General features: G+C 58.2%; 31 protein-coding genes. 17 read left to right on the forward strand and 14 right to left on the reverse strand.

Features of this window, described 5'->3' with window-relative positions; genetic code table 11:
• Positions 1-20: 20 nt before the first annotated feature.
• Complete coding sequence (locus Q0903_RS02570) at positions 21-521, reverse strand: Lrp/AsnC family transcriptional regulator (protein WP_299024836.1); 501 nt, start codon at positions 519-521, stop codon at positions 21-23.
• A gap of 275 nt (positions 522-796) precedes the next feature.
• Here Q0903_RS02570 and trxB point away from each other — a divergent pair, with 275 nt between their 5' ends.
• The 5 genes from trxB (at position 797) to Q0903_RS02595 (ending at position 5,771) form a co-directional block, all read left to right on the forward strand.
• Entirely contained in the window at positions 797-1,801 is a 1,005-nt protein-coding gene (gene trxB, locus Q0903_RS02575) for a thioredoxin-disulfide reductase (protein ID WP_299024837.1), read from the forward strand.
• The gene (gene rpiB / locus Q0903_RS02580; protein ID WP_299412602.1) at positions 1,798-2,244 is read left to right on the forward strand and encodes a ribose 5-phosphate isomerase B; all 447 of its coding nucleotides are present in this window, start codon (positions 1,798-1,800) and stop codon (positions 2,242-2,244) included. Before trxB ends, rpiB begins: the two co-directional genes overlap by 4 nt.
• A 129-nt stretch (positions 2,245-2,373) precedes the next feature.
• Positions 2,374-4,449 (forward strand): bifunctional sulfate adenylyltransferase/adenylylsulfate kinase, encoded by a 2,076-nt coding sequence (locus tag Q0903_RS02585; protein WP_299024839.1) that lies wholly within the window; start codon positions 2,374-2,376, stop codon positions 4,447-4,449.
• 132 nt (positions 4,450-4,581) lie between these two features.
• Positions 4,582-5,322 (forward strand): AraC family transcriptional regulator, encoded by a 741-nt coding sequence (locus Q0903_RS02590; RefSeq protein ID WP_299412605.1) that lies wholly within the window; start codon positions 4,582-4,584, stop codon positions 5,320-5,322.
• Positions 5,323-5,390: 68 nt separating this feature from the next.
• On the forward strand, positions 5,391-5,771 hold the full coding sequence (locus Q0903_RS02595; RefSeq protein WP_299024843.1) for a VOC family protein: 381 nt from the start codon (positions 5,391-5,393) through the stop codon (positions 5,769-5,771).
• A 25-nt stretch (positions 5,772-5,796) separates the two neighbouring features.
• Here the strand turns inward: Q0903_RS02595 and Q0903_RS02600 are convergent, their stop codons facing one another.
• The 3 genes from Q0903_RS02600 to Q0903_RS02610 form a co-directional block, all read right to left on the reverse strand.
• Positions 5,797-6,669, reverse strand: a complete 873-nt coding sequence (locus Q0903_RS02600) for a PhzF family phenazine biosynthesis protein (RefSeq protein ID WP_299412609.1) — start codon at positions 6,667-6,669, stop codon at positions 5,797-5,799.
• A gap of 80 nt (positions 6,670-6,749) precedes the next feature.
• Entirely contained in the window at positions 6,750-6,971 is a 222-nt protein-coding gene (locus Q0903_RS02605) for a DUF1150 family protein (protein WP_299024847.1), read from the reverse strand.
• A gap of 4 nt (positions 6,972-6,975) precedes the next feature.
• On the reverse strand, positions 6,976-7,389 hold the full coding sequence (locus Q0903_RS02610) for an Hsp20 family protein (RefSeq protein ID WP_299024849.1): 414 nt from the start codon (positions 7,387-7,389) through the stop codon (positions 6,976-6,978).
• 164 nt (positions 7,390-7,553) lie between these two features.
• Between Q0903_RS02610 and Q0903_RS02615 the strand changes: the two genes are divergently transcribed.
• The 3 genes from Q0903_RS02615 to Q0903_RS02625 all read left to right on the forward strand — a co-directional run bounded on the left by Q0903_RS02615 (position 7,554) and on the right by Q0903_RS02625 (position 9,431).
• Positions 7,554-7,778 (forward strand): YdcH family protein, encoded by a 225-nt coding sequence (locus tag Q0903_RS02615; protein WP_299024851.1) that lies wholly within the window; start codon positions 7,554-7,556, stop codon positions 7,776-7,778.
• A gap of 104 nt (positions 7,779-7,882) precedes the next feature.
• Positions 7,883-8,371, forward strand: a complete 489-nt coding sequence (purE, locus tag Q0903_RS02620) for a 5-(carboxyamino)imidazole ribonucleotide mutase (RefSeq protein WP_299024853.1) — start codon at positions 7,883-7,885, stop codon at positions 8,369-8,371.
• On the forward strand, positions 8,364-9,431 hold the full coding sequence (locus tag Q0903_RS02625) for a 5-(carboxyamino)imidazole ribonucleotide synthase (protein ID WP_299412613.1): 1,068 nt from the start codon (positions 8,364-8,366) through the stop codon (positions 9,429-9,431). Before purE ends, Q0903_RS02625 begins: the two co-directional genes overlap by 8 nt.
• Before the next feature lie 69 nt (positions 9,432-9,500).
• Here Q0903_RS02625 and Q0903_RS02630 read toward each other — a convergent pair whose 3' ends face one another.
• Together Q0903_RS02630 and Q0903_RS02635 are read right to left on the reverse strand one after the other, a co-directional pair.
• Positions 9,501-10,643, reverse strand: coding sequence for an alpha-D-ribose 1-methylphosphonate 5-triphosphate diphosphatase (locus Q0903_RS02630; RefSeq protein WP_299412625.1), 1,143 nt, complete (start codon positions 10,641-10,643; stop codon positions 9,501-9,503).
• On the reverse strand, positions 10,630-11,415 hold the full coding sequence (locus Q0903_RS02635; protein WP_299024858.1) for an alpha/beta fold hydrolase: 786 nt from the start codon (positions 11,413-11,415) through the stop codon (positions 10,630-10,632). The genes Q0903_RS02630 and Q0903_RS02635 overlap by 14 nt, the downstream gene beginning before the upstream one ends.
• Positions 11,416-11,486: 71 nt before the next feature.
• Here Q0903_RS02635 and Q0903_RS02640 point away from each other — a divergent pair, with 71 nt between their 5' ends.
• A complete protein-coding gene (locus Q0903_RS02640; protein WP_299024859.1) occupies positions 11,487-11,945 on the forward strand; it encodes an NUDIX hydrolase in 459 nt (152 codons plus the stop codon).
• Here Q0903_RS02640 and Q0903_RS02645 read toward each other — a convergent pair.
• From Q0903_RS02645 to Q0903_RS02670, 6 genes are all read right to left on the reverse strand, one after another.
• Positions 11,935-12,765, reverse strand: a complete 831-nt coding sequence (locus tag Q0903_RS02645) for a DMT family transporter (RefSeq protein WP_299412627.1) — start codon at positions 12,763-12,765, stop codon at positions 11,935-11,937. The two genes, Q0903_RS02640 and Q0903_RS02645, sit on opposite strands and share 11 nt — an antisense overlap.
• A gap of 56 nt (positions 12,766-12,821) precedes the next feature.
• Positions 12,822-13,475, reverse strand: coding sequence for a response regulator (locus tag Q0903_RS02650; protein ID WP_299412629.1), 654 nt, complete (start codon positions 13,473-13,475; stop codon positions 12,822-12,824).
• A 176-nt stretch (positions 13,476-13,651) separates the two neighbouring features.
• The gene (locus tag Q0903_RS02655; protein WP_299412631.1) at positions 13,652-14,380 is read right to left on the reverse strand and encodes a HAMP domain-containing sensor histidine kinase; all 729 of its coding nucleotides are present in this window, start codon (positions 14,378-14,380) and stop codon (positions 13,652-13,654) included.
• Between the two features lie 314 nt (positions 14,381-14,694).
• Complete coding sequence (gene groL, locus Q0903_RS02660) at positions 14,695-16,341, reverse strand: chaperonin GroEL (RefSeq protein ID WP_299024867.1); 1,647 nt, start codon at positions 16,339-16,341, stop codon at positions 14,695-14,697.
• A 73-nt stretch (positions 16,342-16,414) separates the two neighbouring features.
• Positions 16,415-16,702, reverse strand: coding sequence for a co-chaperone GroES (locus Q0903_RS02665; protein ID WP_299024869.1), 288 nt, complete (start codon positions 16,700-16,702; stop codon positions 16,415-16,417).
• Positions 16,703-16,880: 178 nt separating this feature from the next.
• Positions 16,881-17,558, reverse strand: a complete 678-nt coding sequence (locus Q0903_RS02670) for a DUF2161 family putative PD-(D/E)XK-type phosphodiesterase (RefSeq protein ID WP_299412633.1) — start codon at positions 17,556-17,558, stop codon at positions 16,881-16,883.
• A 54-nt stretch (positions 17,559-17,612) separates the two neighbouring features.
• On the opposite strand from Q0903_RS02670, the gene Q0903_RS02675 reads away from it, so the two are divergent.
• From Q0903_RS02675 to Q0903_RS02705, 7 genes are all read left to right on the forward strand, one after another.
• Positions 17,613-17,969, forward strand: coding sequence for an MmcQ/YjbR family DNA-binding protein (locus Q0903_RS02675; protein WP_299024872.1), 357 nt, complete (start codon positions 17,613-17,615; stop codon positions 17,967-17,969).
• A gap of 173 nt (positions 17,970-18,142) precedes the next feature.
• Positions 18,143-19,063, forward strand: coding sequence for a manganese-dependent inorganic pyrophosphatase (locus tag Q0903_RS02680; protein ID WP_299412635.1), 921 nt, complete (start codon positions 18,143-18,145; stop codon positions 19,061-19,063).
• Positions 19,064-19,201: 138 nt separating this feature from the next.
• The gene (locus Q0903_RS02685) at positions 19,202-20,074 is read left to right on the forward strand and encodes a TIGR01459 family HAD-type hydrolase (protein WP_299412637.1); all 873 of its coding nucleotides are present in this window, start codon (positions 19,202-19,204) and stop codon (positions 20,072-20,074) included.
• 90 nt (positions 20,075-20,164) lie between these two features.
• Positions 20,165-20,608, forward strand: coding sequence for a MaoC family dehydratase (locus Q0903_RS02690; RefSeq protein ID WP_298858094.1), 444 nt, complete (start codon positions 20,165-20,167; stop codon positions 20,606-20,608).
• Positions 20,609-20,645: 37 nt separating this feature from the next.
• Positions 20,646-21,578: a bifunctional riboflavin kinase/FAD synthetase gene (locus Q0903_RS02695; protein ID WP_299412638.1), complete on the forward strand. Its 933-nt coding sequence runs from the start codon at positions 20,646-20,648 to the stop codon at positions 21,576-21,578.
• Positions 21,575-22,045, forward strand: a complete 471-nt coding sequence (locus Q0903_RS02700; RefSeq protein WP_299024881.1) for a YcgN family cysteine cluster protein — start codon at positions 21,575-21,577, stop codon at positions 22,043-22,045. The genes Q0903_RS02695 and Q0903_RS02700 overlap by 4 nt, the downstream gene beginning before the upstream one ends.
• Entirely contained in the window at positions 22,046-23,086 is a 1,041-nt protein-coding gene (locus Q0903_RS02705; protein ID WP_299412640.1) for a beta-eliminating lyase-related protein, read from the forward strand.
• A gap of 52 nt (positions 23,087-23,138) precedes the next feature.
• Here Q0903_RS02705 and Q0903_RS02710 read toward each other — a convergent pair whose 3' ends face one another.
• Together Q0903_RS02710 and Q0903_RS02715 are read right to left on the reverse strand one after the other, a co-directional pair.
• Positions 23,139-23,927 carry an alpha/beta hydrolase gene (locus tag Q0903_RS02710; protein WP_299024885.1) on the reverse strand — a complete coding sequence of 263 codons (789 nt, stop codon included), beginning with the start codon at positions 23,925-23,927 and terminating at the stop codon, positions 23,139-23,141.
• Positions 23,924-24,520 carry a 2-hydroxychromene-2-carboxylate isomerase gene (locus Q0903_RS02715; RefSeq protein WP_299412642.1) on the reverse strand — a complete coding sequence of 199 codons (597 nt, stop codon included), beginning with the start codon at positions 24,518-24,520 and terminating at the stop codon, positions 23,924-23,926. The genes Q0903_RS02710 and Q0903_RS02715 overlap by 4 nt, the downstream gene beginning before the upstream one ends.
• Before the next feature lie 106 nt (positions 24,521-24,626).
• On the opposite strand from Q0903_RS02715, the gene Q0903_RS02720 reads away from it, so the two are divergent.
• Positions 24,627-25,646, forward strand: a complete 1,020-nt coding sequence (locus Q0903_RS02720; protein WP_299024888.1) for a ribose-phosphate pyrophosphokinase — start codon at positions 24,627-24,629, stop codon at positions 25,644-25,646.
• Positions 25,647-25,721: the final 75 nt, after the last annotated feature.

Raw genomic sequence — 25,721 nt, forward strand, 5'->3', positions numbered from 1 at the left:
TGCGCGCTTGCGGTTCCCTATCAGGCCTCGACGCGCAGACGTTCCTCCAAAACGTCGAACGGAACGCCGGGGTCATCCTTGGCGTTCCGGATCACCAAAGAGGTCTTGACGCTCGCCACATTGGGCGCGGTCAACAACTGCCCTGTCAGAAAGCTCTGAAAGCTGGACAGATCGGGGGCCACGCATTTCAGCATGAAATCCACCTCACCATTCAGCATGTGACATTCGCGGATCAGTGACCAGCCGCGGCACCGTTCTTCAAAGGCTGACAAATCCGCCTCGGCCTGACTGCTCAGTCCGACCATGGCAAACACCTGCACTTCAAATCCCAATTCGCGCGCATCAACCTCGGCGTGATAGCCGCGAATATAGCCCTGCTCCTCCAGCGTGCGCACACGGCGCAGGCAAGGCGGCGCGGAAATACCGACACGTTTGGCCAGCTCGACGTTGGTCATCCGACCATCCGCCTGAAGCTCTGCCAGAATTTTCCGGTCAATCGGATCAAGTCGCGTTCCAGCCATATGCCCCCCTACAGCTTTTCGATTCTTATAGTGCCAACGCAGCTACGCGCAATAAAGTTTCACATGCGCGCAATATTGTTCAAGTACAATGGCAAAATTCGACGCATCTATGAAAAAGCCCAGTTTTGCTGCAAATTTTTAGGCCAACACCCAGACCTTCTTCACCCCTTCGCGCCGTCACAGTCCCGTGAGGGGGGTCCTATGCAGGGGTTTAAGCCTGCCTCTCGGGCGTATATATCGGGGCCAACGCAGATTCCTCCACATAAAGGTGCCCCATGGCCGAGACACGCAAGACCAAGCTTTTGATCATCGGCTCCGGCCCCACAGGCTATACTGCCGGCGTCTATGCCAGCCGCGCCATGCTGGACCCGATCCTTGTGCAAGGGATCGAGCCGGGCGGCCAGCTGACCACTACCACCGAAGTCGAAAACTGGCCCGGTGATACCGAGGTTCAGGGCCCCGACCTGATGATCCGCATGGAAGCCCACGCAAAAGCGATGGGCACCGAGATTATCGGCGATATCATCACCGATCTGGACATGTCCCAGCGCCCCTTTGTGGCCACTGGCGACAGCGGCACAAAATACGTGGCCGATGCGGTGATCCTCGCCACAGGCGCGCGCGCCAAATGGCTGGGGCTGGAGACAGAGGAGAAGTTCAAAGGCTTTGGCGTTTCGGCCTGTGCCACCTGCGACGGATTCTTTTATCGCGGTCAGGAAATTGTCGTGATCGGCGGCGGCAATACAGCTGTAGAAGAGGCGCTGTTCCTTACCAATTTCGCTTCGAAGGTTACGCTGGTCCACCGCCGTGACGAGTTGCGCGCAGAAGCGATCCTGATCGACCGTCTGATGAAAAACCCCAAGATCGAGCCGCTGTGGTTCCACCAGCTGGAAGAGGTCTATGGCACCGACAACCCGCTGGGCGTCGAGGGTATCAAGGTAAAGCACACCAAAACAGGCGAGATCACAGACATCCCTTGCAAGGGCGTCTTTGTGGCCATTGGTCATGCGCCCGCAAACGAGCTGGTAAAAGATACACTGGAAACCCACATGGGCGGTTATGTCGTCACCAAACCCGACAGCACGGAAACCTCTATTCCCGGCATCTTTGCCGCTGGCGACCTGACCGATTACAAATACCGCCAAGCTGTGACAAGCGCCGGCATGGGTTGCATGGCCGCACTGGAGGCCGAGCGTTTTCTGGCCGAAGCTGGCGATAGCGAGGGCAAGGATACCTCTCTTCCCCTCGGCTACGGCGCGGAAGTGAAAGAGCAAGCATGAGCAAAAAGCGCATCGTACTATCCAGCGATCACGCGGATATTGCACTGCGGCAGTCCATCGCCGCCCATATCACGGACCGCGGATATGAGGTCCTCGACATCGGCCCCACCACGGCCGAGAGCACCGATTACCCCAAGCATGGCGAGGCGGCAGCACGGCATGTAGCCTCGGGTGACTGTGCCTTGGGTATTATCGTATGCGGCACAGGTCAGGGCATCATGATGGCCGCCAACAAGGTAAAGGGCATCCGCTGCGGCGTCTGCGCTGATGCCTTCTCGGCCCGTATGATCCGCCAGCACAACAACGCCAATATGCTATCCATAGGCGCGCGTGTGACCGGTGCGGGTCTGGCGCTGGATATCGTTGATGCGTTTCTGGACGCCGAATTTGAGGGGGGGCGCCACGCCACCCGCGTCGATATGATCACCGCACTGGAGGGCTAGCCCCGAACGCGCTGTCTGTTGCCGAAGGCCCACACTACGCGAAACGCCGCCTATCACAAAAGTTTGTTCTTTCATGAACACATCTTTCGACGCATACGTTCATCCGTGAACAATACGTGAGTCGTACCGATGGCAATGTCGCCCGCCAAAATCATCTCCGAGCAGGAGGACCAGATGTTCCGCCTGCTGCGGCAGCTGGACAGCGCACCTGATGCGTCCCAGCGCGGGATGGCTACGGCAATCGGTATTTCACTGGGGCGGTTGAATGCGCTTTTGCGCTCGGCCACCGATGCGGGGCTGGTCAAGATCAGCGACCGTGCAGGCCCCGACAAACGCGCGCGTTTTGCCTATTCGATCACCACGCGCGGTGCGGCGGAAAAGAACCGCCTTACCGATCAATTCTTAGCCAGAAAATTTATGGAATACGACGCATTACATGCTGAACTGACTGGCACGACCTCGGGCCTGACGCCCCTCAATAACAGGACCAAACTAATGGAACACAACCTTTCTCCGATCCCCGAACTCTATGTTTCCTACGATTCCGCGCAAAAGCTGAAAGTGGACGCAGGCAATCTGGTCAGCCACGATCTGACCCCACGCCAGATCTGCGATCTGGAACTGCTGATGAACGGTGGCTTCAACCCGCTCAAAGGGTTCTTGTCTCAGGCGGATTATGAAGGCGTTGTTGAAAACATGCGTTTGGCAGATGGCAGCCTGTGGCCCATGCCCATTACGCTGGACGTGTCCGAAGATTTCGCGGCATCACTGGAAGTTGGTCAGGACATCGCCCTGCGCGACCAAGAAGGCGTGATCCTCGCCACCATGACCGTCACCGACAACTGGGTGCCGAACAAAGCGCGCGAAGCCGAGATGGTATTCGGTGCCGACGACAGCGCACACCCCGCCGTGAACTACCTGCACAATCAAGCCGGCAAAGTGTACCTTGGCGGCCCCGTAACTGGCATCCAGCAGCCGGTCCACTATGATTTCAAATCGCGCCGCGACACACCAAACGAATTGCGCGCCTACTTCCGCAAAATGGGCTGGCGCAAAGTGGTTGCCTTCCAGACGCGCAACCCGCTGCACCGCGCCCACCAAGAGTTGACCTTCCGCGCCGCGCGCGAAGCACAGGCCAACCTGCTGATCCACCCCGTTGTAGGCCTGACCAAGCCGGGCGACGTTGATCACTTCACCCGCGTGCGCTGCTACGAGGCTGTCCTTGACCAGTACCCACAGGCAACAACGGCTATGTCCCTGCTGAACCTCGCCATGCGTATGGCTGGCCCGCGCGAGGCTGTCTGGCACGGCCTGATCCGCAAAAACCACGGCTGCACGCACTTCATCGTTGGCCGCGACCACGCAGGCCCCGGCAACAACTCGCAAGGCGAAGATTTCTACGGCCCCTATGATGCGCAAGAGCTGTTCCGCGCGCACCAAGAGGAAATGGGCATCGAAATGGTCGATTTCAAACACATGGTTTGGGTCGCCGAGCGCGCCCAGTATGAAGCCATGGACGAGATCAAAGACAAAGACGATGTCACGATCCTCAACATCTCGGGCACCGAACTTCGCCGCCGTCTGCAAGAGGGTCTGGACATCCCCGAGTGGTTCTCCTTCCCCGAAGTGGTCAAGGAATTGCGCCGCACCAAGCCACCACGCGCCCAGCAGGGTTTCACCGTGTTCTTCACTGGCTTCTCCGGCTCTGGCAAATCCACCATCGCCAACGCCCTGATGGTCAAACTGATGGAGCAAGGCGGTCGCCCTGTAACATTGCTTGACGGTGATATCGTGCGCAAAAACCTGTCTTCCGAGCTGGGTTTCAGCAAAGAGCACCGCGATTTGAACATCCGCCGTATCGGCTATGTCGCCTCGGAGATCACCAAAAACGGCGGTATCGCCATCTGTGCGCCCATCGCGCCCTATGCCACAACCCGCCGCGCCGTGCGTGAAGACGTAGAAGCATTTGGTGCCTTCGTCGAAGTCCACGTCGCCACCACAATCGAGGAATGTGAACGCCGCGACCGCAAAGGCCTGTACAAGCTGGCACGCGAAGGCAAGATCAAGGAATTCACAGGGATTTCAGACCCCTATGATGTACCCGAAAAGCCCGAGCTGAGCGTCGAGACAGAGAATGTGGATGTAGACAACTGCGCCCATCAGGTCCTGCTCAAGCTGGAAAGCATGGGTCTGATCAAAGGCTAATCCGCCTGATCACACGCGACAATCAAAGGCCAGCCCCTTGCGGCTGGCCTTTTTCGTGGCGCACGGGGCGGCTTTCGCCGCGCGCCCATCACCGCTAAAAGAAACCACCGCCCCTGACACAAGAGACCGCACATGTATGACCCAAAGGGCAACGGCAAGCAAAAGACTGTCGACAGCGTAGCCTTCACCGAGGTCGAGCCACCCGCCCACCTGCGCGGGATCGTACACCGCTTTCTTGAGCTGAACACAAACGGCCCGCTGGATGAGGACTACCGCTTTCATGCGCTGCCCGATGCCTGCACATATGTTGTGTTCGACCAGCTGAACCCGCAGGTTGCGGGCATCTCGAAGCTGCGCGCAGAATCCGAGGAGTTCAACCTTGGTCGCAGCTTTCATTTTATCAACATCCGCTTTTTGCCCGGTGTCTGGCAGGCTGATCTGGATGCCATCGCCCACGGTCAGGTCGACACGCCCTATTCGGGCGACCTGCCGCTGATCACCACTAACGCACAACTGATCGCCAAAGGTTTTACCGACAGCCAGACTGCGCTGGCGGATTTGGTCGATATTTTGGTCGCCCGCGGTCTGGTCGCTCCAAACCCCGTGACCGAACAGATTTTTCTGCATTTGGATGATATTAATTCTGTGGCCGAGATGGCCGAAGTCTGCAGTCTGTCGCCCCGCCAGTTGCAGCGCACACTTAAGCGCACCACAGGCTTCAGCCCCCATGACTTCCTTAAAGTATTGAGATTGCAGCAATCTTTAAACGGCAACGACACATGGTCCTATGCCGATCAATCCCATTTCATCCACTCATTCCGCAAAGCCACAGGATACACACCAGGAAAATACGCAAAAAAATTCGATGTCTGAAATCTACAATACGGACGCTGCGCAACACTTTAGACAAGGGTTATAACGTCAATACAAAGGAATTGAACATGACCAAGATGAACGCAGTAGGCTGGTTTGACATCTACGTAGACGATCTGGACCGCGCCGTAGCTTTTTATGAAACCGTCCTCGGCATGCAAATGGAAGCCATGGGCGATCCTACTGGCGAAAGCCAGATGATGAGCTTTCCCGCCGACATGGCAGCTTACGGCGCAGGTGGCGCGCTGACCAAGTCACCCCACGCAGGCCCGGGTGTGGGCGGTACAATTGTCTATTTCTCGGTTGAGGACTGCGCGAATGAACAGGCCCGCATCGCGGATGCAGGCGGCCAAGTGGTCCGGCCCAAATTCTCGATTGGCGAGTTCGGATTTATCGTGCTCTGCATGGATACCGAAGGCAACATGTTCGGTCTGAACTCCATGCAATAAAACGGGATCAGGGGGCTACGGCCCCCTATTCCAGATAAACCTGCCCCGACATCACCAAGGCGCCCTGCCCGCTGACTTTGACGCCCGTGATGGCATCTCGCGGGCCCAGCACTTCTACTTGCGCCTGCCCCGCACGGCCCATGCCATGCCCCTGCTCTGCCACAAAACGCGGGCTATCCATCAGACCCTGCGACCAGAGATAAGCCGCCATGCAGCCCGTAGCCGAGCCTGTAAAGGCATCCTCGGCAGGGCTGGGCGGCGCCAGCAACAGACGGCTGAACGTATCGCCTGCATCTGTTGCCCCCGTCTGGCACACCCAGAAAGGCTCCATAATATCAATGCCGTCATGGCCAAGTGCGCGCGCATATGCGCCCAGCGCATCCACATTCAATACAACACGCTCCAGCACAGCGCGGTCCCTGACCACAGTAATACAAAACGGCAAACCGGTAGAGACGATCTGCGGCGTATGCACGATATCTTCCACCGCGACCCCGCCCACAGCGGCGACCAGCGCGGGATCGACCTGCGCACCAAAGACAGGTGCGATCTGCGTCATGGTTACACGGTCGCCCTGCACCTCTACAGGCACCAAACCTGCCGCTGTCTCCAACACCAACGGGCCATCCCCGATCATCCCGCGACGGCGCAGCGCCACCACCGTAGCCACGGTCGGATGGCCGGCAAAAGGGATCTCGCGGCTGGCCAGAAAATACCGCACACGTATGTCCGCCACATCAGACGGGCCGGTAAATGTACATTCTACCAAGGAAGTTTCGCGCACATAGGCCATGCAGACATCATCAGGCAAACCAGCACCGCCATGCACCACCGCACAGCCGTTGCCGCCAAACGGCTTGTTCGTGAACGCATCCACCCAGTCAAATTCATATGCCATCACACAGTCTCCAGATGCAAAAAGGGCCGCGTTGCAGCAGCCCTTTCAACATCTGTGAATGTGTCGCGCCGTCAAGCGCGTTAATGTACCAATACAGGCGCGTAGTTATGCTCGCGCGCCAGATCGAACGCCAGCTTGCGATCACCGACCAGCGCCAGTTGCTGGCCCTTCGCATCATGCACAGCGTACAGTTGGTCCAACCCCTGCGCCTGATCGCGCACCTCACGGGGCAGATCGGTCACCAGAATTGTTTTGACATATACGGTCCGGTCCTGCGGTCCTGTCATATCGGTATTTTCCATATCTCTACCCCTTTCGGATGTTGATTGTTTGTACAACGGTTTCGGGTTTGGCTTGGGTCAGGTCCACATGCAGCAGACCGTTTTCCATCAATGCCTCGCCCACTTCGACACCATCAGCCAGCACAAAACTGCGCTGGAACTGGCGGCCCGCGATGCCGCGGTGTAAAAACACACGGCCTTCGCTATCGTCATTTTGTCGACCACGGATCACCAGTTGGCGGTCTTCGACAGTGATCGACAGATCATCTTGGGAGAACCCTGCAACCGCCAGCGATATACGATAGCTGCGGTCAGAGGTTTGTTCGATATTGAAAGGCGGATAGCCTTCATTGCCGGATTTTGCGCTACGCTCCAGCACACGTTCCAATTGTTCGAACCCCAGCATATGGGGATAAGAGGCAAGCGTCAGTTTCGTCATCTTCGACACGTCCTTTTCATCTCAAGCGACAGTCCCGCACCACCCCACATTCGGCAGCGGTACCATACGAATATGGGAATTCACCAACAGCAGTGCAAGGGCTATGCGTCAAAGCCGATAAGCCTTATGACTAAAAGGCGAAATGTTAGTCAGAAAGAGTACCCATGAACGTCACCGATGATCTGTCCATGAAAACCGACGAGGTCCTCAAGGTCGAGCTGGAGGTATTCCGCAGCGAGCACCGCGATCTGGATGATGCAATAAGTGCTCTGTCCGAACGCGGCACAGCAGACCAACTCACGCTGCGACGGTTGAAAAAACAAAAACTCAGGCTCAAAGACCGCATTGCCCAGATCGAAGATCGCCTCACGCCCGATATCATCGCCTGAACCGCGCCCTGCGGCTGCACAAAATTTGCGCTGGCTCTACATTGCCCCGCCCCCGCAGATGGCTATAGTGCGCGTTCCATCCCTGACGCAAAGGCCCCAGCGACATGAGCAATCCCCCCGTCGGCATCATCATGGGCTCCCAGTCCGACTGGTCCACCATGCGCGAGGCAGCAACCCTGCTGGACGAGCTGGGCGTGGCTTACGAAAGCCGCATCGTGTCGGCCCACCGCACACCAGACCGTCTGTGGGAGTATGGCAAAACCGCCGTTGACCGCGGGGTGCAAGTAATTATCGCGGGTGCAGGCGGGGCGGCGCATCTGCCCGGCATGATGGCCTCCAAGACCCGTGTGCCAGTGATCGGTGTACCCGTGCAGACAAAGGCCCTGTCTGGCGTCGACAGCCTTTATTCGATCCTGCAAATGCCTCGCGGCTTTCCCGTGGCGACCATGGCAATCGGTGCGCCGGGTGCGGCCAATGCCGCCCTGATGGCCGCTGGCATCCTTGCCCTTCAGGACGCGGCACTTGCTGCGCGCCTGGACACATGGCGCGCTGACCTCTCTGCCTCAATTCCGGAAGTTCCTTCAGATGACTAACCCCCTTCCTACTGGTGCCACCATCGGTATTCTTGGCGGTGGCCAGCTTGGCCGCATGCTCAGCGTCGCAGCCAGCCGTCTTGGCCTGCGCACCCACATTTATGAGCCAGGTGCAAACCCGCCTGCCGCAGATGTGGCCCACGCAGTGACGACAGCGCCCTATGAAGATGCAGAGGCGCTGACCGCCTTTGCCCGCGCCGTTGATCTGGTGACATACGAGTTCGAGAACATCCCGACCGAAGCGTTGGACATCATTGAGGCGATCACGCCCATCCACCCCAACCGCCGCGCTTTGGGCACATCCCAAGACCGTCTGGTCGAGAAACAGTTTCTGGAAAGCATTGGCCTGAAGGTCGCGCCATATGCCGATATCACAGATGCTGCCAGTCTTGACGCTGCACTCAACAAAATCGGCACGCCCTCTATCCTGAAAACCCGCCGCTTCGGCTATGATGGCAAAGGCCAGTCGCGCCTTGCCTCGCCCGAGGATGCGGCGACAGCGCTGGCCGATATGTCAGGTGCGCCTGCAGTTCTGGAGGGGTTCATTACCTTCACTGCCGAAATTTCAATCATCGCCGCGCGCAACCCGCAGGGCGAGGTCGCCTGCTATGATCCCGGTGAGAATATCCACCGCAACGGCATTTTGCACACCACAGATGTGCCTGCCCGCATCCCCGCCAGCCTGCGCACCGATGCCGTGCTGCTTGCTGCCAAAATCCTGAATACACTGGATTATGTTGGCGTGATGGGCGTTGAGCTGTTTGTCACGCCCCAAGGGCTGATCGTGAACGAAATTGCCCCCCGGGTGCACAATTCGGGCCACTGGACGCAAAACGGTTGCACCGTGGACCAGTTCGAACAGCACATCCGTGCGATTTCAGGCTGGCCGCTGGGCGATGGCACACGCCACTCCGATGTGATCATGGAAAACCTTATCGGCAATGATGTCGACCGCGTCCCCCAGCTCGCCCGCGAGGCGAATTGCGCGATCCACCTGTATGGCAAGGTGGAAACCAAGACCGGTCGTAAGATGGGCCATGTGAACCGGATCAAGACCTGACCCCACAGCGAAACAGAATTTTCGAAACTTCTGGCCATATTTTGAAAAAACAGCTCTCGTGGCAGGCGTTTAACCCATAAACCGCTGGGCGATTTCCCCGTGCATATAGCTGACGCGCCCCTGCACCAGTGTCGCTGCCACGCGCAGGCTTTCGCGCTCCAATATGACCAGATCAGCACGCTTGCCTGTCTCCAGCACACCGCGGTCTGTCAGGCCCAACACGGCTGCTGGCCCCGCTGATACCAAATGCCACGCGCCTGCCAGATCGCGCAGCCCCGTTTGCCACATCATCAAGGCTGCCCGCCGCGCGCTGGGGTAATGATAATCAGACGCCAGCGCATCACAGTATCCCATCGCGATCAGATCCACTGCCGAGACATTAAGGTTATGCGAGCCGCCGCGTACCACATTCGGCGCACCCATCACCACAATACCGCCGTCTCCATGCGCAGCTTCTGCCGCTTCCAGCGTTTCGGGAAACTCAGCCACATTCACACCGCGCGCAGCCCATGCAGCGCGGCCCTGCGCAGTCGTATCATCATGGCTGCCCATCGCGATCCCGCGTGCTTTCAACTGCGCACAGAGCCAGTCCAGCGCAGATGGCACCTCATCACGACACGCCTCCAACGATTGCATCAGTGCCAGATGCGTCTCTGGGCTGCGCCGCGCTTTGAGTGCTTGGGACACCAGCCGCCGTGGTTGCGTCCCCGCCTGCAAACGCGCGTGCGGCAAATGATCGTTAAACACGATATAGCGCAGGCCCCATTCTTCCATCTTTGCGGGCAGCTCCGAGAACAGCTCAAGCTGATAAGTCTCAAACCGCAACTGCCCGCGCAAATCCGTCACCATATCAGGGGCAACATCGCGCAAATGGCTAAAAACCTGCTCGGCAAACTTCAACCCGCGCACGCCGCCTTCCCAGCTGATGAACTGGGCCAGCGTGGCGGTGGTGATGCCATTCGCAGCCAGCTCGGCCTCCACAGCAATCAAGCCTTCGGCCATCTGCTTCATCGCACCACGGCGCGGGGCCAGATGCCGTTCAAACCCGTCGCCATGCACGTCCACGATGCCTGGCAGCACCAGATAGCCAGACAGGTCAACAGCACGGCCCACGGGCGCATCTGTGATGACGCCTTGCGCGAACGACAGCCCGTCACGGTGCAGCCCGCTCGGCCCCAATACGTCCGCACCAATCAAATCAAGGCTTAGCACTCGGAGCCTCCACACCAGGCAGGCACCCGCCCTCGGGGCAGCCCAACTGCTCCAACACAGCACCCAACAGCGTCAACTGCGGGTCAAACCGCCCGCTGCGCAGGAAATTAACGGTCTGGGTGATCACCCGTGGATTGTTCATCATAAATGTATGGGTCACAGGCAGGGTCATATGTGCGCTCATCCCGTCTACACGGGTTGAAGAGACCGCAACCTTGCCGTCATCAGGCCCTGGCAGCAGGGTCGAGAAATAGGGATTAAGCGATTGGGACCCAGCGATCACCGCGAGTTCGAAATTCACCGCAGGCAGGCTGCGCGGCAATGATCCCTCGCCTGTTCCCATCTGCATTCCGGCAGGTCCATTGATCCAGTCAAATGCAATCACGTCCTGCAATTCATCAATAATTTCGCTACCCTGATTGGGCGGCCCCAACATGACCGCGCGGCCCACACGGTCAGGTCCGACCTCGGCCACCCACTGCCGCAACAAAATACCGCCCATGGAATGGGTCACAAAATCCACCTTCGGCGTGCCACACTCGGCCACCGCAGCGGGCAACGTCTGGCGGGTCAGCTCCTCAATCGGCGCCTCGGTCGAAGGGTACCCGGGCCGCACCACGCGCCAGCCCTCAGCCTCCAGCGCCGCTTCCATTAGGGCAAAAGACGTTTCGGTGCGCGCCAGACCGTGCAGCAACACGACACAACGCGGGTCCGCCGCCAGTGCGGTGCTTGCCGCCAGACACAGGGCGGATATGATCAGGGTCAATCTCATGCCACGGTATGTAATACCTCTGCGCGGCGTTGTAATCCCCCAACGCTGCGTGATCCTGAAAGGGGCGCAAAATGACGCCAACCGACCCTCCGCGCCTCGCCGTGCGCGCAATCATTATGCACGAAAACCGATTGCTGCTTGTCAATGCTTGGCCCACTGGCAAAAGCGATCTGATGTGCGCACCAGGCGGCGGGGTCGAGCGTGGCAGCGCCCTGCCCGACAACCTGATCCGCGAGGTATTCGAGGAAACGGGCCTGCACATCACTGTTGGAGACCCTTGTCTGGTGAACGAATTTCATGACCCGAAAGGCAGCTTTCATCAGGTTGATGTCTATTTCCGCTGCGCCCTCACCAGCGCACCAACCCTCGATCATGGCTGGCAGGATGTGGATGATATCGTGACCGACCGCCGTTGGGTGACACGCGCGCAAATGGCCGCGCTGCGCGTCAAGCCGGACAGCCTTGCCGCTGTTGCATGGCGGGATGCGGACGCGCCAATGTACGACCCGCTAGAACCGCTTATCGTTTAGCAGTCACCGCCCAGCCAATCCCCCCGAGAACCAGCAGCGTTGCAATTATGACCAAGGTCGAGACGGCCTCGCCCAGTAAAACCGCGCCTGCAACAATCGCGATCACAGGCACGCTCAGCTGCACCACAGCTGCCGTTGTGCCCCTCATTTGGCGCAGCACACTGTACCAAAGCGCATATCCCAGCCCCGATGTCACCGCGCCGCACACCACTGCCAGCAACACACCCCATGCGTTGCCCGACAGGCCTGCTGCCGCCAACAACACCGTCAGCACGGGCAGACACAACACAAAACTCGCCCCCGTTGCGGCCAGAGGGTCTAGCGCGCCCCGCCCCGCAATGCTGTAGGCAGCCCATCCAAGCCCCGCCAGTACCATGAGTGCAGCCCCCACAGGGTCTGTTCCGCTGCCACCCGCAGGCCACAGCACCAAAACCAGACCTGCAAATGCAACCCCTGCGCCCACGATCTGGCGCAGCGTCGGGGCAGCACCCGTCACGGCCGCATGACCAAACATCGTGATCTGCGTGACCCCGAACAAGATCAAAGCACCCAGCCCTGCATCCAGTGTCAGATAGGCCAGCGAAAAGCCAACCATATAGGCGGTCAAGCTCACCGCACCTACGATCCGCGCGCGGCGCAGTAACGGCAAAGTCACTCCGCGCCACAGCGCAATCCCTCCCAGCATTGCAGCCCCCGCAGCCACACGAATAATCGCAAAGGCCGCTGGCGTCAGATGCCCGCCCTCAACAGCGGCGCGGGTCAACACCGAATTGGCAGCAAAGGCGCACATTGTCAGGGCAGTCAGCAGGATAAGTCGCATGCAATCGGCCTATCCCGCTGTTTGCGAAGGGCCAAGTCAAAACTGATGCCGCGGGATCAATTAAAAATGAACTCGTCATCATCATCCAGCGTGGCCAGCAGTGCTTCCAGCGCTTTATGATCTTGGTTGGCAAATATGCTCTGCCCCATGACTTTGCTGAACTCATTCTTGAACAGTGACACAACGGTGCCTTGCACTTCATCGTCCATCAACGCGGCTGTTAGGCCCTGCCGGATCACTTCGCGCTGATGCGCGCTCTGTGCGACCAGATCGCGGTGTTCTTGTGCGGTCTGCATCGCGCCCACCATAGCAAAGCGCAGCTGGTCTGCTGTCATAGCGTCCTTGGTCAGGAAATCATGGCAGCCACTGCGCATGGCTGTCACTGCCGTTTGCATATCACCCTGCCCTGTAATCATGATCGTGGCTGCGTCGCTGTTCAACTCGCTCTGCTTGATATGCGCCAAGACATCCAGCCCGTCGCCTTCGGGCAGGCGGTAGTCGATCAGGATCAGGTCAAAAGTACGGGTCGCAACGGCCGCTTTCATCTGCATGATGTCACATACTTCGGTCAGGTCGACCATCAGGTCCGTGTTCCCGCTCATCCGTCTGATCCGCGCGCGGTCAAAGCTGCTGTCGTCCAGCAGCAGCGTTCTTATGATACTCGGATGCGCCCGTTCGTCAGGGCCGATAATCTCTGCAAGCAATGCCATTGCGCCACTCTCCCATTTAAATCCACCACGATCAGGATAAGGGAATAGTGGCTATCAAATCATAAATACGCCCCCGTAAGAGGCGCATTAGTTAGCAAATATTAACACCGAAATAAGATCAAATTGGCTGGGTCCAGCGGGACGTCTGCGCGCAGCTGGACAGGCGCCCGCGCAGATCAGCCGCCCGCAGACGGCAGATAGACATCCACACGCAAGCCACTGGCCGCCTCACGCGATTTGGATAAATGCAGACTGCCACCGTAATGCGCAGCGATTTTGGCAACATTGGCCAGGCCCATACCCGTACCCTCAACTTCATCGCGCGGACGCAGGGTTGTCATTGCGCCAATCGCTTTGGAGTGAAACCGCGCGGGAATCCCCGGTCCGTCATCACAGACTGTCAGGCGCATCATATCACCCTCTTGCGCGGTGCTCAGGTAAATGTGGCCGACGCGCGCATGATGATGCTTTACCGCATTGCCAATCAACGCGCTGAGCATCAACAGCATGTCTTGCTGGCCCATCAGAACATGGCCACATCCGATATTACAGCTCAGATTCATCGTATCGGGTACCAGAAGATCGCCCAACACTTCGTCGAGGGCAGCGGCAATGTCGACCCGCTCCACATCTTGCATCCGCCCCACACGCGAATAGGCCAACAGATCAATGAGCATCCTGTCCAGCCGCGCCGTGTGGCGGTTCATCATCTCGATAGACTGCGCCACCGATCCGCTCATCTCCACGCCAGCGCTGCGCAGATCTTCCTCAATCCACTGTGGCAGTTCGAGCAGCGCCCGTACCGAGGCACGCACATCGTGACTGATCAGATAGATAAAGTCGTTAATGTCTTGTGTGTCAGACGCCGTGATCCCCGCTGGGGCCTCGGCTTTTGCAGCAGCCATGCGCATCATTTCTCACCTTTGCTGGTCCATTGGCGTGACGCTACCATCAGATTGGTTTCTGCGCCGTTAACAGCAAATTGTGACAAGAGGTCAGATGCAAAAAAGAGCCCCCGATGGGAGCTCTTTACGCTGTCGGTCAGGACAGGTCATGACCTTTGCCTTTCGGGACATTTCTCGGTGGAAGACCCTATTGGCTTTCGACCGTTTTGCTAAAGAATAAAGCAAAATAGTCTTATATTCTCATGACAAAGGGGCCCGTGGGCCCCTTTGTACTGGCGTGCTTGCACAAGTCGGCCTTACAGCCTCCTTGGTGCTTACATCATGCCGCCCATGCCGCCCATGCCGCCCATGTCGGGCATGCCGCCACCGGCGCCTTCTTTGGCGGGACGATCAGCAACCATCGCTTCTGTCGTGATCAGCAGGCCTGCAACCGATGCTGCATCTTGCAGTGCTGTACGCACAACTTTCGCAGGGTCGATAACGCCGAATTTGAACATGTCGCCATATTCTTCGGTCTGCGCGTTAAAGCCGAAGGTCACATCGTCGCTCTCGCGGATTTTGCCCGCAACAACGGAGCCGTCCACACCGGAGTTCTCTGCGATCTGGCGCAGAGGTGCTTCGATGGCACGACGTACAATGCCGATACCTACGTCTTGGTCAGAGTTCGCACCCTTGAGACCGTCAAGCGATTTGCCGCCCTGGATCAAGGCAACACCACCACCAACAACAACGCCTTCTTGTACAGCAGCGCGTGTCGCGTTCAGTGCATCATCAACGCGGTCTTTACGCTCTTTGACTTCCACTTCGGACATGCCGCCGACGCGGATAACAGCAACACCGCCAGCCAGTTTGGCAACGCGCTCTTGCAGCTTCTCTTTGTCGTAGTCGGATGTTGTCTCTTCGATCTGGTTACGGATCTGGGCAACACGTGCTTCGATGTCGGCTTTGGCGCCTGCACCTTCAACAATTGTTGTCTCGTCTTTGGTGATCTGCACTTTCTTGGCGGAACCCAGCATGTCCATGGTCACGGACTCCAGCTTCATACCCAGATCATCCGAGATCACCTGACCGCCGGTCAGAACTGCAAGGTCCTGCAGCATCGCTTTGCGGCGATCGCCGAAACCAGGTGCTTTCACGGCTGCGATTTTCAGACCGCCACGCAGTTTGTTCACGACGAGTGTCGCCAGTGCTTCGCCTTCAACATCTTCCGAAATGATCAAAAGCGGCTTTTGCGACTGGATCACCTGCTCGAGCAGTGGAACCATTGGCTGCAAGGAAGACAGCTTTTTCTCGTGCAGCAGGATGATCGCGTCTTCCAGCTCGACAGTCATTTTGTCGGAGTTGGTGACAAAATATGGCGACAGGTAGCCGCGGTCGAACTGCATGCCTTCAACAACATCGGTCTCTGTTTCCAGACCTTTGTTCTCTTCAACGGTGATAACACCCTCGTTGCCGACTTTCTGCATCGCGTCCGCGATCTGGCGACCGATTTCCGCTTCGCCGTTGGCCGAGATCGTACCGACCTGGGCAACTTCGTCGCTGTCTGTGACAGGACGTGCCGCTGCTTTGATGGCCTCGACAACTTTTGTTGTCGCCATGTCGATGCCGCGCTTCAGGTCCATCGGGTTCATGCCCGCTGCAACTGATTTCATGCCTTCTTTAACGATGGCTTGGGCCAGTACAGTCGCGGTTGTTGTACCGTCGCCTGCTTCGTCATTGGTGCGGGAAGCAACTTCCTTAACCATCTGTGCGCCCATGTTCTCGAACTTGTCTTCCAGCTCGATTTCTTTGGCGACAGATACACCGTCTTTTGTGATGCGCGGGGCGCCGAACGATTTGTCCAGAACCACGTTACGGCCTTTGGGGCCGAGGGTTACTTTGACGGCGTCTGCAAGGATGTTAACACCCTGAAGCATTTTGTTGCGCGCGTCTGTACCGAATTTGACGTCTTTTGCAGCCATTTTCGAAGTCTCCTAAAATTTGTTTATGATGAGAACCGTGTCATGTGCGGCCTTGCGGCCACCTGTCCTGTGCTCAGGAAAGGATGCCCATGATGTCGGATTCTTTCATCATAAGCATTTCTTCACCGTCTACAGTGACCTCTGTGCCGGACCATTTGCCGAACAGAACACGATCACCGGCTTTTACCGCTGGTGCGATCAGCTCACCGTTGTCTTTGCGTGCGCCTGCGCCCACGGAAACAACTTCGCCCTCGGAAGGTTTTTCTTTTGCGCTATCGGGAATGATCAGCCCGCCGGAAGTTTTCTCTTCGCCCTCTGTGCGTTTTACCAGCACGCGGTCGTGAAGTGGTGTTAATGCCATCTTTGTAGCTCCTTGATGCTCAAAGTTATCTTTGTTGACCGGCCCTTCACCCGAAGCGACCAGCCGTTATCACTCACATTGGTCGAGTGATAACGAGCTGTAAGTATGGAGGAGCGGGTCGTGAGTCAACGCCTGAACACAGAAAAAATGTGCAGCCGATGAAGGCCCCATGGCAGGTTTAATCTGCGCCCAATACCCGAGCAGAGACAGCAACAGCTTCGGCACCTGCGGGCGTGATGCCGTAAACCCCTTTTTCGACTTTCTCGAACCAGCCGTAATGATTGCTGCGCATCATGGCCGTGGCCCGCGCCACGCCAGTCTCGCGCGCCACATCAGCGCCTTTGCACGCCCCCACCTCAAACAGGTAAACGGCGATTTTGACGGCATCCTGACGGTAGGCTGTCACCAACCCGGCGCGCGTCTGCCCGCCATCGTTGGGGTCGCCCTGCCGGCGCGCAAATTCGCGCAACAGCGTTGCGCGGCGCTTGATGTTTTTACGCGGTGCATATGGGCCAGGGTCGCAATGCACAGTGACCAAACTATCCTCCAGCCGCACTGTCATCAGACCCAGCCCCAATCGCCGCGCCAAGGCGGTATTGGCCTTTACCGCCTTATAAAACGGCTTGCCCGCCTTATGCGCCACAGCAAGATAAACATCATCACTTATTTTGAGCCGTTCAACACATTGATGAAAAAGCGCCAGCGAAAACCCCAACTTCAGCTCAACGACCACAGGGGGCTCAGCCCCGCGGATTGCCACCACATCGGCAGCCCCCACTTCGGCCTTTACGACATATCCCTGATCTTCAAGGAAAGCCTTCACGGGCGGGTATAGATCGGTCTCGCGTATGCTCATGCGCAAGAGAGTATCACCATTCCCAAACCGCGCGCGACCCCCTAACGTGGGCTGATGACCCGTGACGAGATCAAATCATTTTGCGCCGCGCTGCCCCACGCCACACATGTGGTGCAATGGGGTGGATCGGACGTGTACAAAATTGGCGGCAAACTGTTCGCCGTGGTGGGGATGGGCGGCAACGCGGATGCGGTGACGTTCAAGACCTCTCATCTGGCGTTCGAAATCCTGTCTGACAGCCCCGGCCTGCGCCCCGCCCCCTATTTGGCCTCGCGCGGCCTTAAATGGATACAGCACTACGGCCCACCCGGCCTGACCGACCAGAGCCTGCGCGACCACATCCGTGCCTCTTATGATATGGTGGCCGCTGGCCTCACACGTAAACTGCGCGCCGAGTTGGGGCTGGGGTGAGGGCGCATCCGGTCAAGTTCTGTTAGCCTGTTTTGAGGGTGCGGGATTGAGTTTAAGGGAAAAATAAAGAAGCGGTGCGGGACGTGCTGGCAGTGCAATATCTGACACGTGACACTGGCTTTGATCCTGTTATAAGGCGCGCAAACAGAGATTATTTTCCGTAGGAGCGCATAATGACCACCCTCGTTTTCGGCCATAAATCCCCAGATACAGACAGCACAGGCAGCCCGATTATCTGGGCGTGGTATCTGACCAATATCATCGGTGAAGAGGCAAAGCCTGTTTTGCTGGGCGAGCCGAATACAGAAGCCTTGTTCATGCTGGACCACTGGAAGTTGGACAAGCCCGAGATCATTTCGGATGTGGAAGACGACCAGCCTGTTGTGATCGTGGACACGAACAACCCCGCCGAGCTGCCTGCAAACGTCAACAACGCCGATATCCGCACCATTATCGACCACCACAAACTGGTCGGCGGATTGGAGACAAAAGCCCCCATTCACATGGTCATCGAACCGCTGGCCTGTACCGCCACCATCATGTGGAAATTGATCGGCAAAGACATGGCGCAGATGCCTTCCGAGATCAAAGGCGCGATGCTGACCTGCATCCTGTCGGACACGCTTGAGTTCCGCTCGCCCACCACCACCCAAGAGGACAAGGCCATTGCATGGTCGCTGGCAGAGAGCCTTGGCATTGATATCGCTGAATATGCGGCGGCGATGTTTGCGGCGAAATCCGATGTGTCATCCTTCTCGGAAGCGGAATTGCTGCGCATGGACAGCAAGGAATACGAAGTAGACGGCAAGCAGTTCCGCGTGTCGGTGTTGGAAACAACATCCCCCTCTGCTGTGCTGGACCGCAAGGATGCGCTGATGGCCGCGATGCCCGATGTTGCGTCCGAAGACGGTGCGGATCAGGTGCTGCTGTTCGTTGTCGATATCCTCAACGAAGAAGCGACCATGCTGATCCCCAACGAGCTGAGCAAAACAGTGGCGGAAAAATCTTTTGGTGCCACCGTTGAGGGCGATACCGTGGTTCTACCCGGCGTGATGAGCCGCAAGAAGCAGATCATCCCCAACCTCAAGGCCTGATTGCGCAACAGCTGCGCATTTGAAAGGCCTCCGCACAACTGCGGGGGCCTTTTTTGTAGCCCGCCCGCCCCACCCTTTGCATTGTGCGCCACCTCCGCTATCACCGCGCCAACACCCCTGCGCCCGAGGAGCCGCCCAATGACCCGTATCATCACCGCCCTGTCCGAGATTTCATCAGATTACGACGCCCTGTTCGTCGATCTGTGGGGATGTGTGCACAACGGTGTGGCCGCGATCCCCAGCGCGGTTGCTGCCTTGCAAGAATACCGCAAGCGCGGCGGCATCGTGATCCTTGTCACCAATTCGCCGCGCCCCCGCGCAGGCGTGACCAAACAACTGGTACATTTCGGCGTGCCGCTGGACGCCTATGACGATATCGCCACCTCGGGCGATTCTGCGCGCTCGGCCATGTATCGCGGTGTCGTAGGCCAGAACGTCTGGCACTACGGCCCCGCGACAGACAGCCGCTTTTTCGACCCGCTGGAAATTCTGGACAATCCGGTCGAGATAACACGTGTACCTTTGGAGGAAGCAACAGGCATTGTCTGCACTGGCCCCTTTGACGCACAGGCAGACCCTGACACATGGCGTCCCGATCTTGAAAAAGCGCTGGCACGCGACCTGAAACTGCTCTGCGCCAACCCCGATATCATTGTGGACCGGGGCGAGGTGCGTGAATGGTGCGCAGGGGCTGTGGCCAAGCTCTATACTGAAATGGGCGGCGAGAGCCTCTATTTCGGCAAGCCACACGCCCCCATCTATGATCTGGCGCGCCGCCGCTTGCACAAACTGGGCAACGAAATCGCCGACGACCGCATTCTTGCCATCGGGGATGGTATCGCCACGGACATCAAAGGTGGCATTGATGAGGGGATTGATTCTCTCTTCATCTCGGGCGGACTGGCTGCCGCCGAGACAAAAACTGTGACCCAACCGGACGCAGAAGCCCTAAACACCTATCTGGAAACAGAAAAGACCGATCCCCCCTTCACAATAGGTCATCTGCGCTGACCCAAATAAAGCTTGCCTTTCTGCGCCTGCGAAGTAATTAAGTTCCAAACAGGGCATCGCGCCCGTACTTTTATTACCGAGAGGGCAATCATGTTGGACAATCTTCCGCGCGGCACCATCGTTATTGAAGATATCGAAATCGGTATGTTCCGCTATCTGCGCAAGCAGGTTACGGACGAGGATATCGAGATGTTCGCGACCATCTCGACAGACCGTAACCCTGTCCACCTTGATGACGACTATGCACAGGACACGATCTTTCAGGGCCGTATTGCCCATGGGATGCTGACGGCTGGCCTGATCTCTGCCGTGATCGGAGAGCAACTGCCGGGCCACGGTACTGTATATCTTGGTCAGACGATGAAGTTCCTGCGTCCCGTGCGCCCGGGCGACACCGTGTATGCGGAGGTTAAGGTCACTGATATCGACCCCGCCAAACGCATCGTAAAGATGGATTGCCACTGCTCGGTTGACGGCAAAAAGGTGCTGGTGGGCGAAGCAACCGTATTGGCACCCTCGCGCAAGTTCGACTGACCTTGCACGCATCCGCGTGGGCGGCTACTCAATCGCCATGCGGATTATTTCTGACTATGAATATGTAACAGATACGGATCGTGGCGCCACCGCCGCGATCGGCAACTTTGATGGCGTCCATCTGGGCCACCTGTCGGTGATAGAACAGGCCCGCGCCGCCGCGCCCGATGCACCCTTGGGGATCGTTACGTTTGATCCGCACCCCCGCGCCTATTTCGCGCCCACCGCCCCGCCGTTCAGGTTAATGAGCAGTGCAGCACGCGCCTCGCGCCTCGCAAAAGTTGGCGTTGAGAAGCTGTATCAGTTGCCGTTCAATACCGCGCTCGCCTCGCTCACCCCGTTTGATTTTGCGGACAAAGTCCTGCACCGCGGCCTCGGCCTGCGTCATGTGGTTGTGGGTGCCGATTTCTGCTTTGGCGAAGGGCGCGCTGGCACAGCGGCCGATCTGGTCTCCTTTGGTGAACAACTGGGATTTGGCGTGACCATCGCACCGCTTATGGCGCAATCTGATCAGACCGTTTCCTCGACCGCAATTCGCCGTGCGCTGACTGATGCGCGCCCCCGCGATGCCGCCGCAATGTTGGGCCATTGGCACCGCATCGAAGGCCCTGTGATTGGCGGCGAACAGCGCGGCCGCGAATTGGGCTATCCCACCGCGAATATGAGCATTGATGGCCTGCACCCGCCCGCCTTTGGCGTCTATGCCGTGCTGGCCGACGTTCTCGAAGGGCCGCATACGGGCAGCTATCATGGGGTCGCCTCTATGGGCGTGCGCCCGATGTTTGGCGAAAACAGACCCAATCTCGAAACCTTCATCTTCGATTTCAAAGGCGATCTTTATGGCACGCCCCTGTCTATCGCGTTGGTCGAGCATCTGCGCGGCGAAGAGAAATTCGACAGTCTGGAAACGCTGATCACCCAGATGGACGCCGACAGTGCCCGCGCCCGTGCCATCCTGACAGCACTATGACCGATCCGATTGAACGCAGCGGGCTGGCAAAACGGTTCTGGGAACGCAAACCGTTGAAATCGCTTAACACAAAAGAATGGGAAGCGTTGTGCGACGGCTGCGGCAAATGCTGCCTGAACAAGCTGGAAGACGAGGATACAGGTGCAGTGGCCCTGACCAATGTCGCATGCCGCCTGCTGGACGATGACACTTGCCGCTGCGCGCAATACGATATCCGCCACCAATTCGTGCCCGATTGCATCGTAATGACACCCGACAATATCGACGACCATGCCTACTGGATGCCAGAAACCTGCGCCTACCGTTTGTTGTGGAAGGGGCTACCCCTGCCCGAATGGCACCCGCTGATAACAGGCACCCCCGACAGCGTCGCCGCCGCAGGCGTCTCCATGCGCGGCCGTACGGTCAGCGAATGGGAAACCGCGTTCGAAGATTGGGAAGACCACATCATAGAGGAGCCCACCTGAATGTTCTTTGCCTCTGACAATTCCGGCCCCGTGCATCCAAAAATCATGCAACGCGTGATGGAGGCAAATACAGGCTACGCCATGCCCTACGGCAACGACCCGATTATGGACGAGGTCCGCGAGGGTATCCGCGCCACGTTCGAGGCCCCCGAGGCCGCCGTCTATCTGGTGGCAACCGGCACCGCTGCTAACGCGCTGGCACTCGCGTGCTACACCCAGCCGTGGCAAACGATTTTCTGCGCCCAATACAGTCACATCGAGGAAGATGAATGTAACGCGCCAGAATTCTATGCGGGCGGCGCGAAACTGACCCTCATTCCTACCGATAACAAGATGTCGCCCCACGCACTGGCCGATGCCATCGCCCGCCGTCCCCACAATGCCAACGTCCACATGGCCCAAGCAGGTGCCGTCTCGATCACCCAAGTAACCGAGTTCGGCTCGGTCCACAGCCTTGAAGAACTGCGCGCCCTGACCGCCGTGGCAAAAGACGCAAACCTGCCCGTCCATCTCGACGGCGCACGCTTTGCAAATGCAGCGGTCGCCCTAGACTGTACCGCCGCTGAAATGACGTGGAAATCAGGCGTCGATGTGGTCAGCTTCGGTGGCACCAAAAACGGCTGCATGGGGGTTGAGGCGGTGGTCTTTTTCGACCCCTCCAAAGCATGGGAGTTCGAACTGCGGCGCAAGCGCGGCGCGCATCTGTTTTCCAAACACCGCTATCTCTCGGCCCAGATGGCAGGGTATCTAGCAGATGACCTGTGGCAGGACATGGCGCGCAGCGCGAATTCCGCCTGCGCGCGGCTTGCCACTGGGCTGACAGCGCGGGGCGCGCAGATGATGCACACACCCCAAGCCAACATGATTTTTACCCGCTTTCCCCGCGCCACCCATCAGGCACTGCATGCCGCGGGGGCTAAGTACTATGTGCTGGACGGCGATATCGACCAAGGTGCGCCCGACGAATTGCTCGCCGCGCGTCTGGTTTGTGACTGGTCGATGACCAACGAACTGGTTGACCAGTTCCTGAGCTATTTCTAGGCATTAGCACCGCCGCAAGCCATCACATCACCTCTGGGATCCGCCCGCGGCCCTAACTGCGCGCCAGCAGGTCGCGGATCGGCGCGGCAACCTCCTGCACATGGGTCAGCGGCACCATATGTCCCGCATCTTTCACAATCACCCTGTCGACATCGGGCAATCGTTTCTCAAGCGATTCTGCGATCTGACCGCTCATCGGTGGGGACGCATCGCCCTCGATGATGAGTGAGGGCATCGCCGCGCGGTCCAGCCGCCTTTCTTGTAGCAACCCTGCACTATCATGATGCAAAAAGGCCGCACTGGCAGGCACATAATGCACCAGTCGGGCCATGTGGTCCTGCATCCGCGCGGGCAAGTCCTCCCATGCTGTGCCGTCTCCCCAGTCGCGATGGAAAACACGCGCGGCCTCCCGCTCATCCCCCTCGGCAAAGGCCGCGTCCAGTGCTGCATTGGCTTTTTGGTGCTGCGCCAACAACTCGGGCCGGTCCTGAATAGCCGCAGCGAAATAAACAGGCTCGATCATCGTTAGGCTGCGCACCAGCTCGGGGTTTTGCACCGCGATGCGCAGCGCCACCGTCGCACCGAATGAATGCCCGATCAGGTCCATTGGCCCGTCGATCAGCGCCAGCGCCATATCAGTTGCCACATCATGTACGTTGCCCGTCCGGTCCCAGACTCCCGATTTGCCATGGCTCGGCAAATCGAACGCCAGCAGGCTCAAATCTTCCTTCAGCGCCGCCGCAAGACCACGCCATGCGCCCACGTGGCCCAGCGTACAGTGAATGGCCAGCGCGCGCCGCGGCGCACCCTCATAAAGATGTGTATGCGTATGAAGTGTCACAGTTTTCCTTGCAGATGAAGATCCAGATCAGCAATCCGGTCCTGCCCCCAGAACCGCTGCCCGTCTACCACATAGAACGGCGCACCGAATACACCAGCCTCAACCGCATCTTCCAGATTGCGCGCATAGGTCTCTGCCCCCGTCAGCAGGCCGCTGTCGGACAGCGCAGGGTCAAACCCTGCCTCGCTCAGAAACGCCTTAATCACATCATCCTCGGCGATGTCCTTTTCCTCAGCCCAGACCGCGCGCGTGATGATATGCGCCAACAGTCCCAGATCACCGCCACCTGCATTCTGCGCCGCGATAAATGCATAGGCCGCAGGTGCCCCATTGGTTGGCCAATGCGCAGGTTGCAAATTGAACGGCAGCCCCAGCTTTTTCGCCTGCCGTGGCAGCTCTTGAGCGCGGTATTCAATGCGGCTGATGTGACGGTCCTTGGGCGGTGTGCCCCCCGTGCGCCCGAATCCCTGAATGATATCGAAAGGCTTATAGTTGATATCGGCCCCATGCCGCGCCGCCACTTCCTCCAGCCGCGTCTGTGCAAGGTAGCAATAGGGTGACAGGGTTGCGAAATAATAGTCGATCGTGGCCATTTGAGAGCTCCATAAAGGTGTGTCCGCTTTGCCTGACCCTAGGCGCATGTTAGGTGCTGTTCAATGTAACGATTCTGTAAAACCGCTGCCACGGAGCGACCCAAACATGCCAAACACCCCCGAGCCAAAGCTGATCTCAGGCAATGCCAACATGCCTCTTGCCAAAGCAATCGCACGGCGGATGTCGTTGCACCGTGGTACACATGTCGGTCTGGTCGACACACGGGTCGAACGGTTTAACGATGGCGAGATTTTTGTCGAGGTGTTCGAGAACGTGCGCGGTGAAGATATGTTCATCATCCAGCCCACTTCGAACCCCGCCAATGACAACCTGATGGAGCTGCTGATTATGGCCGATGCCCTGCGCCGCTCTTCGGCCCAGCGGGTGACAGCGGTATTGCCCTACTTCGGCTATGCCCGTCAGGATCGCCGGACAAAGGCGCGCACACCAATCACGGCCAAACTGGTCGCAAACATGATGGTTGGCACAGGCATCGAACGGATCCTCACGATGGATCTGCACGCCGCTCAAATTCAGGGCTTCTTCGATATTCCCGTTGATAACCTCTACGCCTCGCCTGTCTTCGCGCTCGATATCAAACACGCGTTCAAAGACCAGATGGAAGATTTGCTGATCATCTCGCCCGATGTCGGCGGCGTGGCCCGCGCCCGCGAATTGGCCAAACGCCTGAACGCGCCCCTCGCCATTGTCGACAAACGCCGCGAAAAAGCAGGCGAAGTCAGCGAAATGACCGTGATCGGCGACGTAAAGGGCAAAACCTGTCTCATCATTGACGACATCTGCGATACCGCAGGCACCCTGTGCAAAGCCGCCGAAGTGCTGCTGGAGAACGGTGCCAAGGAAGTACACGCCTATATCAGCCACGGCGTGATGTCCGGCCCGGCGGTCGAGCGTGTTACAAATTCGGTCATGAAATCACTTGTCATCACCGACAGCATCCAGCCCACGGATGCCGTCAAAAACGCCCCCAACATCCGCATCGTACCCACCGCCCCGATCTTCGCGCAGGCAATCCTGAACATCTGGAACGGGACCTCCGTGTCGTCTCTGTTTGAGCAAGACACCCTGGGCCCGATCTACGACGGCATGTACACCGACGGATAAGCACTGCCGCGTCCACACAGCCCCGCTTCTTTATTTTTCCTATAAACTCACCTGATCTCTCCCCCTTAGGGAGAG

The sequence above is a fragment of the uncultured Sulfitobacter sp. genome (genome assembly GCF_947502895.1).
In the GTDB taxonomy this organism is placed as follows: Bacteria; Pseudomonadota; Alphaproteobacteria; order Rhodobacterales; family Rhodobacteraceae; genus Sulfitobacter.

What these genes read in the sequence shown, in the direction of transcription:
- Q0903_RS02655 (WP_299412631.1), bottom strand. Translation starts at nt 14,380, where the DNA reads ATGGCTGCTGCAAAAGCCGAGGCCCCAGCGGGGATCACGGCGTCTGAC.
- Q0903_RS02625 (WP_299412613.1), top strand. Translation starts at nt 8,364, where the DNA reads ATGACTAACCCCCTTCCTACTGGTGCCACCATCGGTATTCTTGGCGGT.
- Q0903_RS02635 (WP_299024858.1), bottom strand. Translation starts at nt 11,415, where the DNA reads ATGAGATTGACCCTGATCATATCCGCCCTGTGTCTGGCGGCAAGCACC.
- Q0903_RS02715 (WP_299412642.1), bottom strand. Translation starts at nt 24,520, where the DNA reads ATGGCCACGATCGACTATTATTTCGCAACCCTGTCACCCTATTGCTAC.
- Q0903_RS02595 (WP_299024843.1), top strand. Translation starts at nt 5,391, where the DNA reads ATGACCAAGATGAACGCAGTAGGCTGGTTTGACATCTACGTAGACGAT.
- Q0903_RS02615 (WP_299024851.1), top strand. Translation starts at nt 7,554, where the DNA reads ATGAACGTCACCGATGATCTGTCCATGAAAACCGACGAGGTCCTCAAG.
- Q0903_RS02720 (WP_299024888.1), top strand. Translation starts at nt 24,627, where the DNA reads ATGCCAAACACCCCCGAGCCAAAGCTGATCTCAGGCAATGCCAACATG.
- Q0903_RS02645 (WP_299412627.1), bottom strand. Translation starts at nt 12,765, where the DNA reads ATGCGACTTATCCTGCTGACTGCCCTGACAATGTGCGCCTTTGCTGCC.
- purE (WP_299024853.1), top strand. Translation starts at nt 7,883, where the DNA reads ATGAGCAATCCCCCCGTCGGCATCATCATGGGCTCCCAGTCCGACTGG.
- Q0903_RS02640 (WP_299024859.1), top strand. Translation starts at nt 11,487, where the DNA reads ATGACGCCAACCGACCCTCCGCGCCTCGCCGTGCGCGCAATCATTATG.
- Q0903_RS02690 (WP_298858094.1), top strand. Translation starts at nt 20,165, where the DNA reads ATGTTGGACAATCTTCCGCGCGGCACCATCGTTATTGAAGATATCGAA.
- Q0903_RS02665 (WP_299024869.1), bottom strand. Translation starts at nt 16,702, where the DNA reads ATGGCATTAACACCACTTCACGACCGCGTGCTGGTAAAACGCACAGAG.
- Q0903_RS02700 (WP_299024881.1), top strand. Translation starts at nt 21,575, where the DNA reads ATGACCGATCCGATTGAACGCAGCGGGCTGGCAAAACGGTTCTGGGAA.
- Q0903_RS02705 (WP_299412640.1), top strand. Translation starts at nt 22,046, where the DNA reads ATGTTCTTTGCCTCTGACAATTCCGGCCCCGTGCATCCAAAAATCATG.
- Q0903_RS02605 (WP_299024847.1), bottom strand. Translation starts at nt 6,971, where the DNA reads ATGGAAAATACCGATATGACAGGACCGCAGGACCGGACCGTATATGTC.
- rpiB (WP_299412602.1), top strand. Translation starts at nt 1,798, where the DNA reads ATGAGCAAAAAGCGCATCGTACTATCCAGCGATCACGCGGATATTGCA.
- Q0903_RS02695 (WP_299412638.1), top strand. Translation starts at nt 20,646, where the DNA reads ATGCGGATTATTTCTGACTATGAATATGTAACAGATACGGATCGTGGC.
- groL (WP_299024867.1), bottom strand. Translation starts at nt 16,341, where the DNA reads ATGGCTGCAAAAGACGTCAAATTCGGTACAGACGCGCGCAACAAAATG.
- Q0903_RS02685 (WP_299412637.1), top strand. Translation starts at nt 19,202, where the DNA reads ATGACCCGTATCATCACCGCCCTGTCCGAGATTTCATCAGATTACGAC.
- Q0903_RS02585 (WP_299024839.1), top strand. Translation starts at nt 2,374, where the DNA reads ATGGCAATGTCGCCCGCCAAAATCATCTCCGAGCAGGAGGACCAGATG.
- Q0903_RS02680 (WP_299412635.1), top strand. Translation starts at nt 18,143, where the DNA reads ATGACCACCCTCGTTTTCGGCCATAAATCCCCAGATACAGACAGCACA.
- Q0903_RS02590 (WP_299412605.1), top strand. Translation starts at nt 4,582, where the DNA reads ATGTATGACCCAAAGGGCAACGGCAAGCAAAAGACTGTCGACAGCGTA.
- Q0903_RS02675 (WP_299024872.1), top strand. Translation starts at nt 17,613, where the DNA reads ATGACCCGTGACGAGATCAAATCATTTTGCGCCGCGCTGCCCCACGCC.
- Q0903_RS02670 (WP_299412633.1), bottom strand. Translation starts at nt 17,558, where the DNA reads ATGAGCATACGCGAGACCGATCTATACCCGCCCGTGAAGGCTTTCCTT.
- Q0903_RS02600 (WP_299412609.1), bottom strand. Translation starts at nt 6,669, where the DNA reads ATGGCATATGAATTTGACTGGGTGGATGCGTTCACGAACAAGCCGTTT.
- Q0903_RS02650 (WP_299412629.1), bottom strand. Translation starts at nt 13,475, where the DNA reads ATGGCATTGCTTGCAGAGATTATCGGCCCTGACGAACGGGCGCATCCG.
- Q0903_RS02610 (WP_299024849.1), bottom strand. Translation starts at nt 7,389, where the DNA reads ATGACGAAACTGACGCTTGCCTCTTATCCCCATATGCTGGGGTTCGAA.
- trxB (WP_299024837.1), top strand. Translation starts at nt 797, where the DNA reads ATGGCCGAGACACGCAAGACCAAGCTTTTGATCATCGGCTCCGGCCCC.
- Q0903_RS02570 (WP_299024836.1), bottom strand. Translation starts at nt 521, where the DNA reads ATGGCTGGAACGCGACTTGATCCGATTGACCGGAAAATTCTGGCAGAG.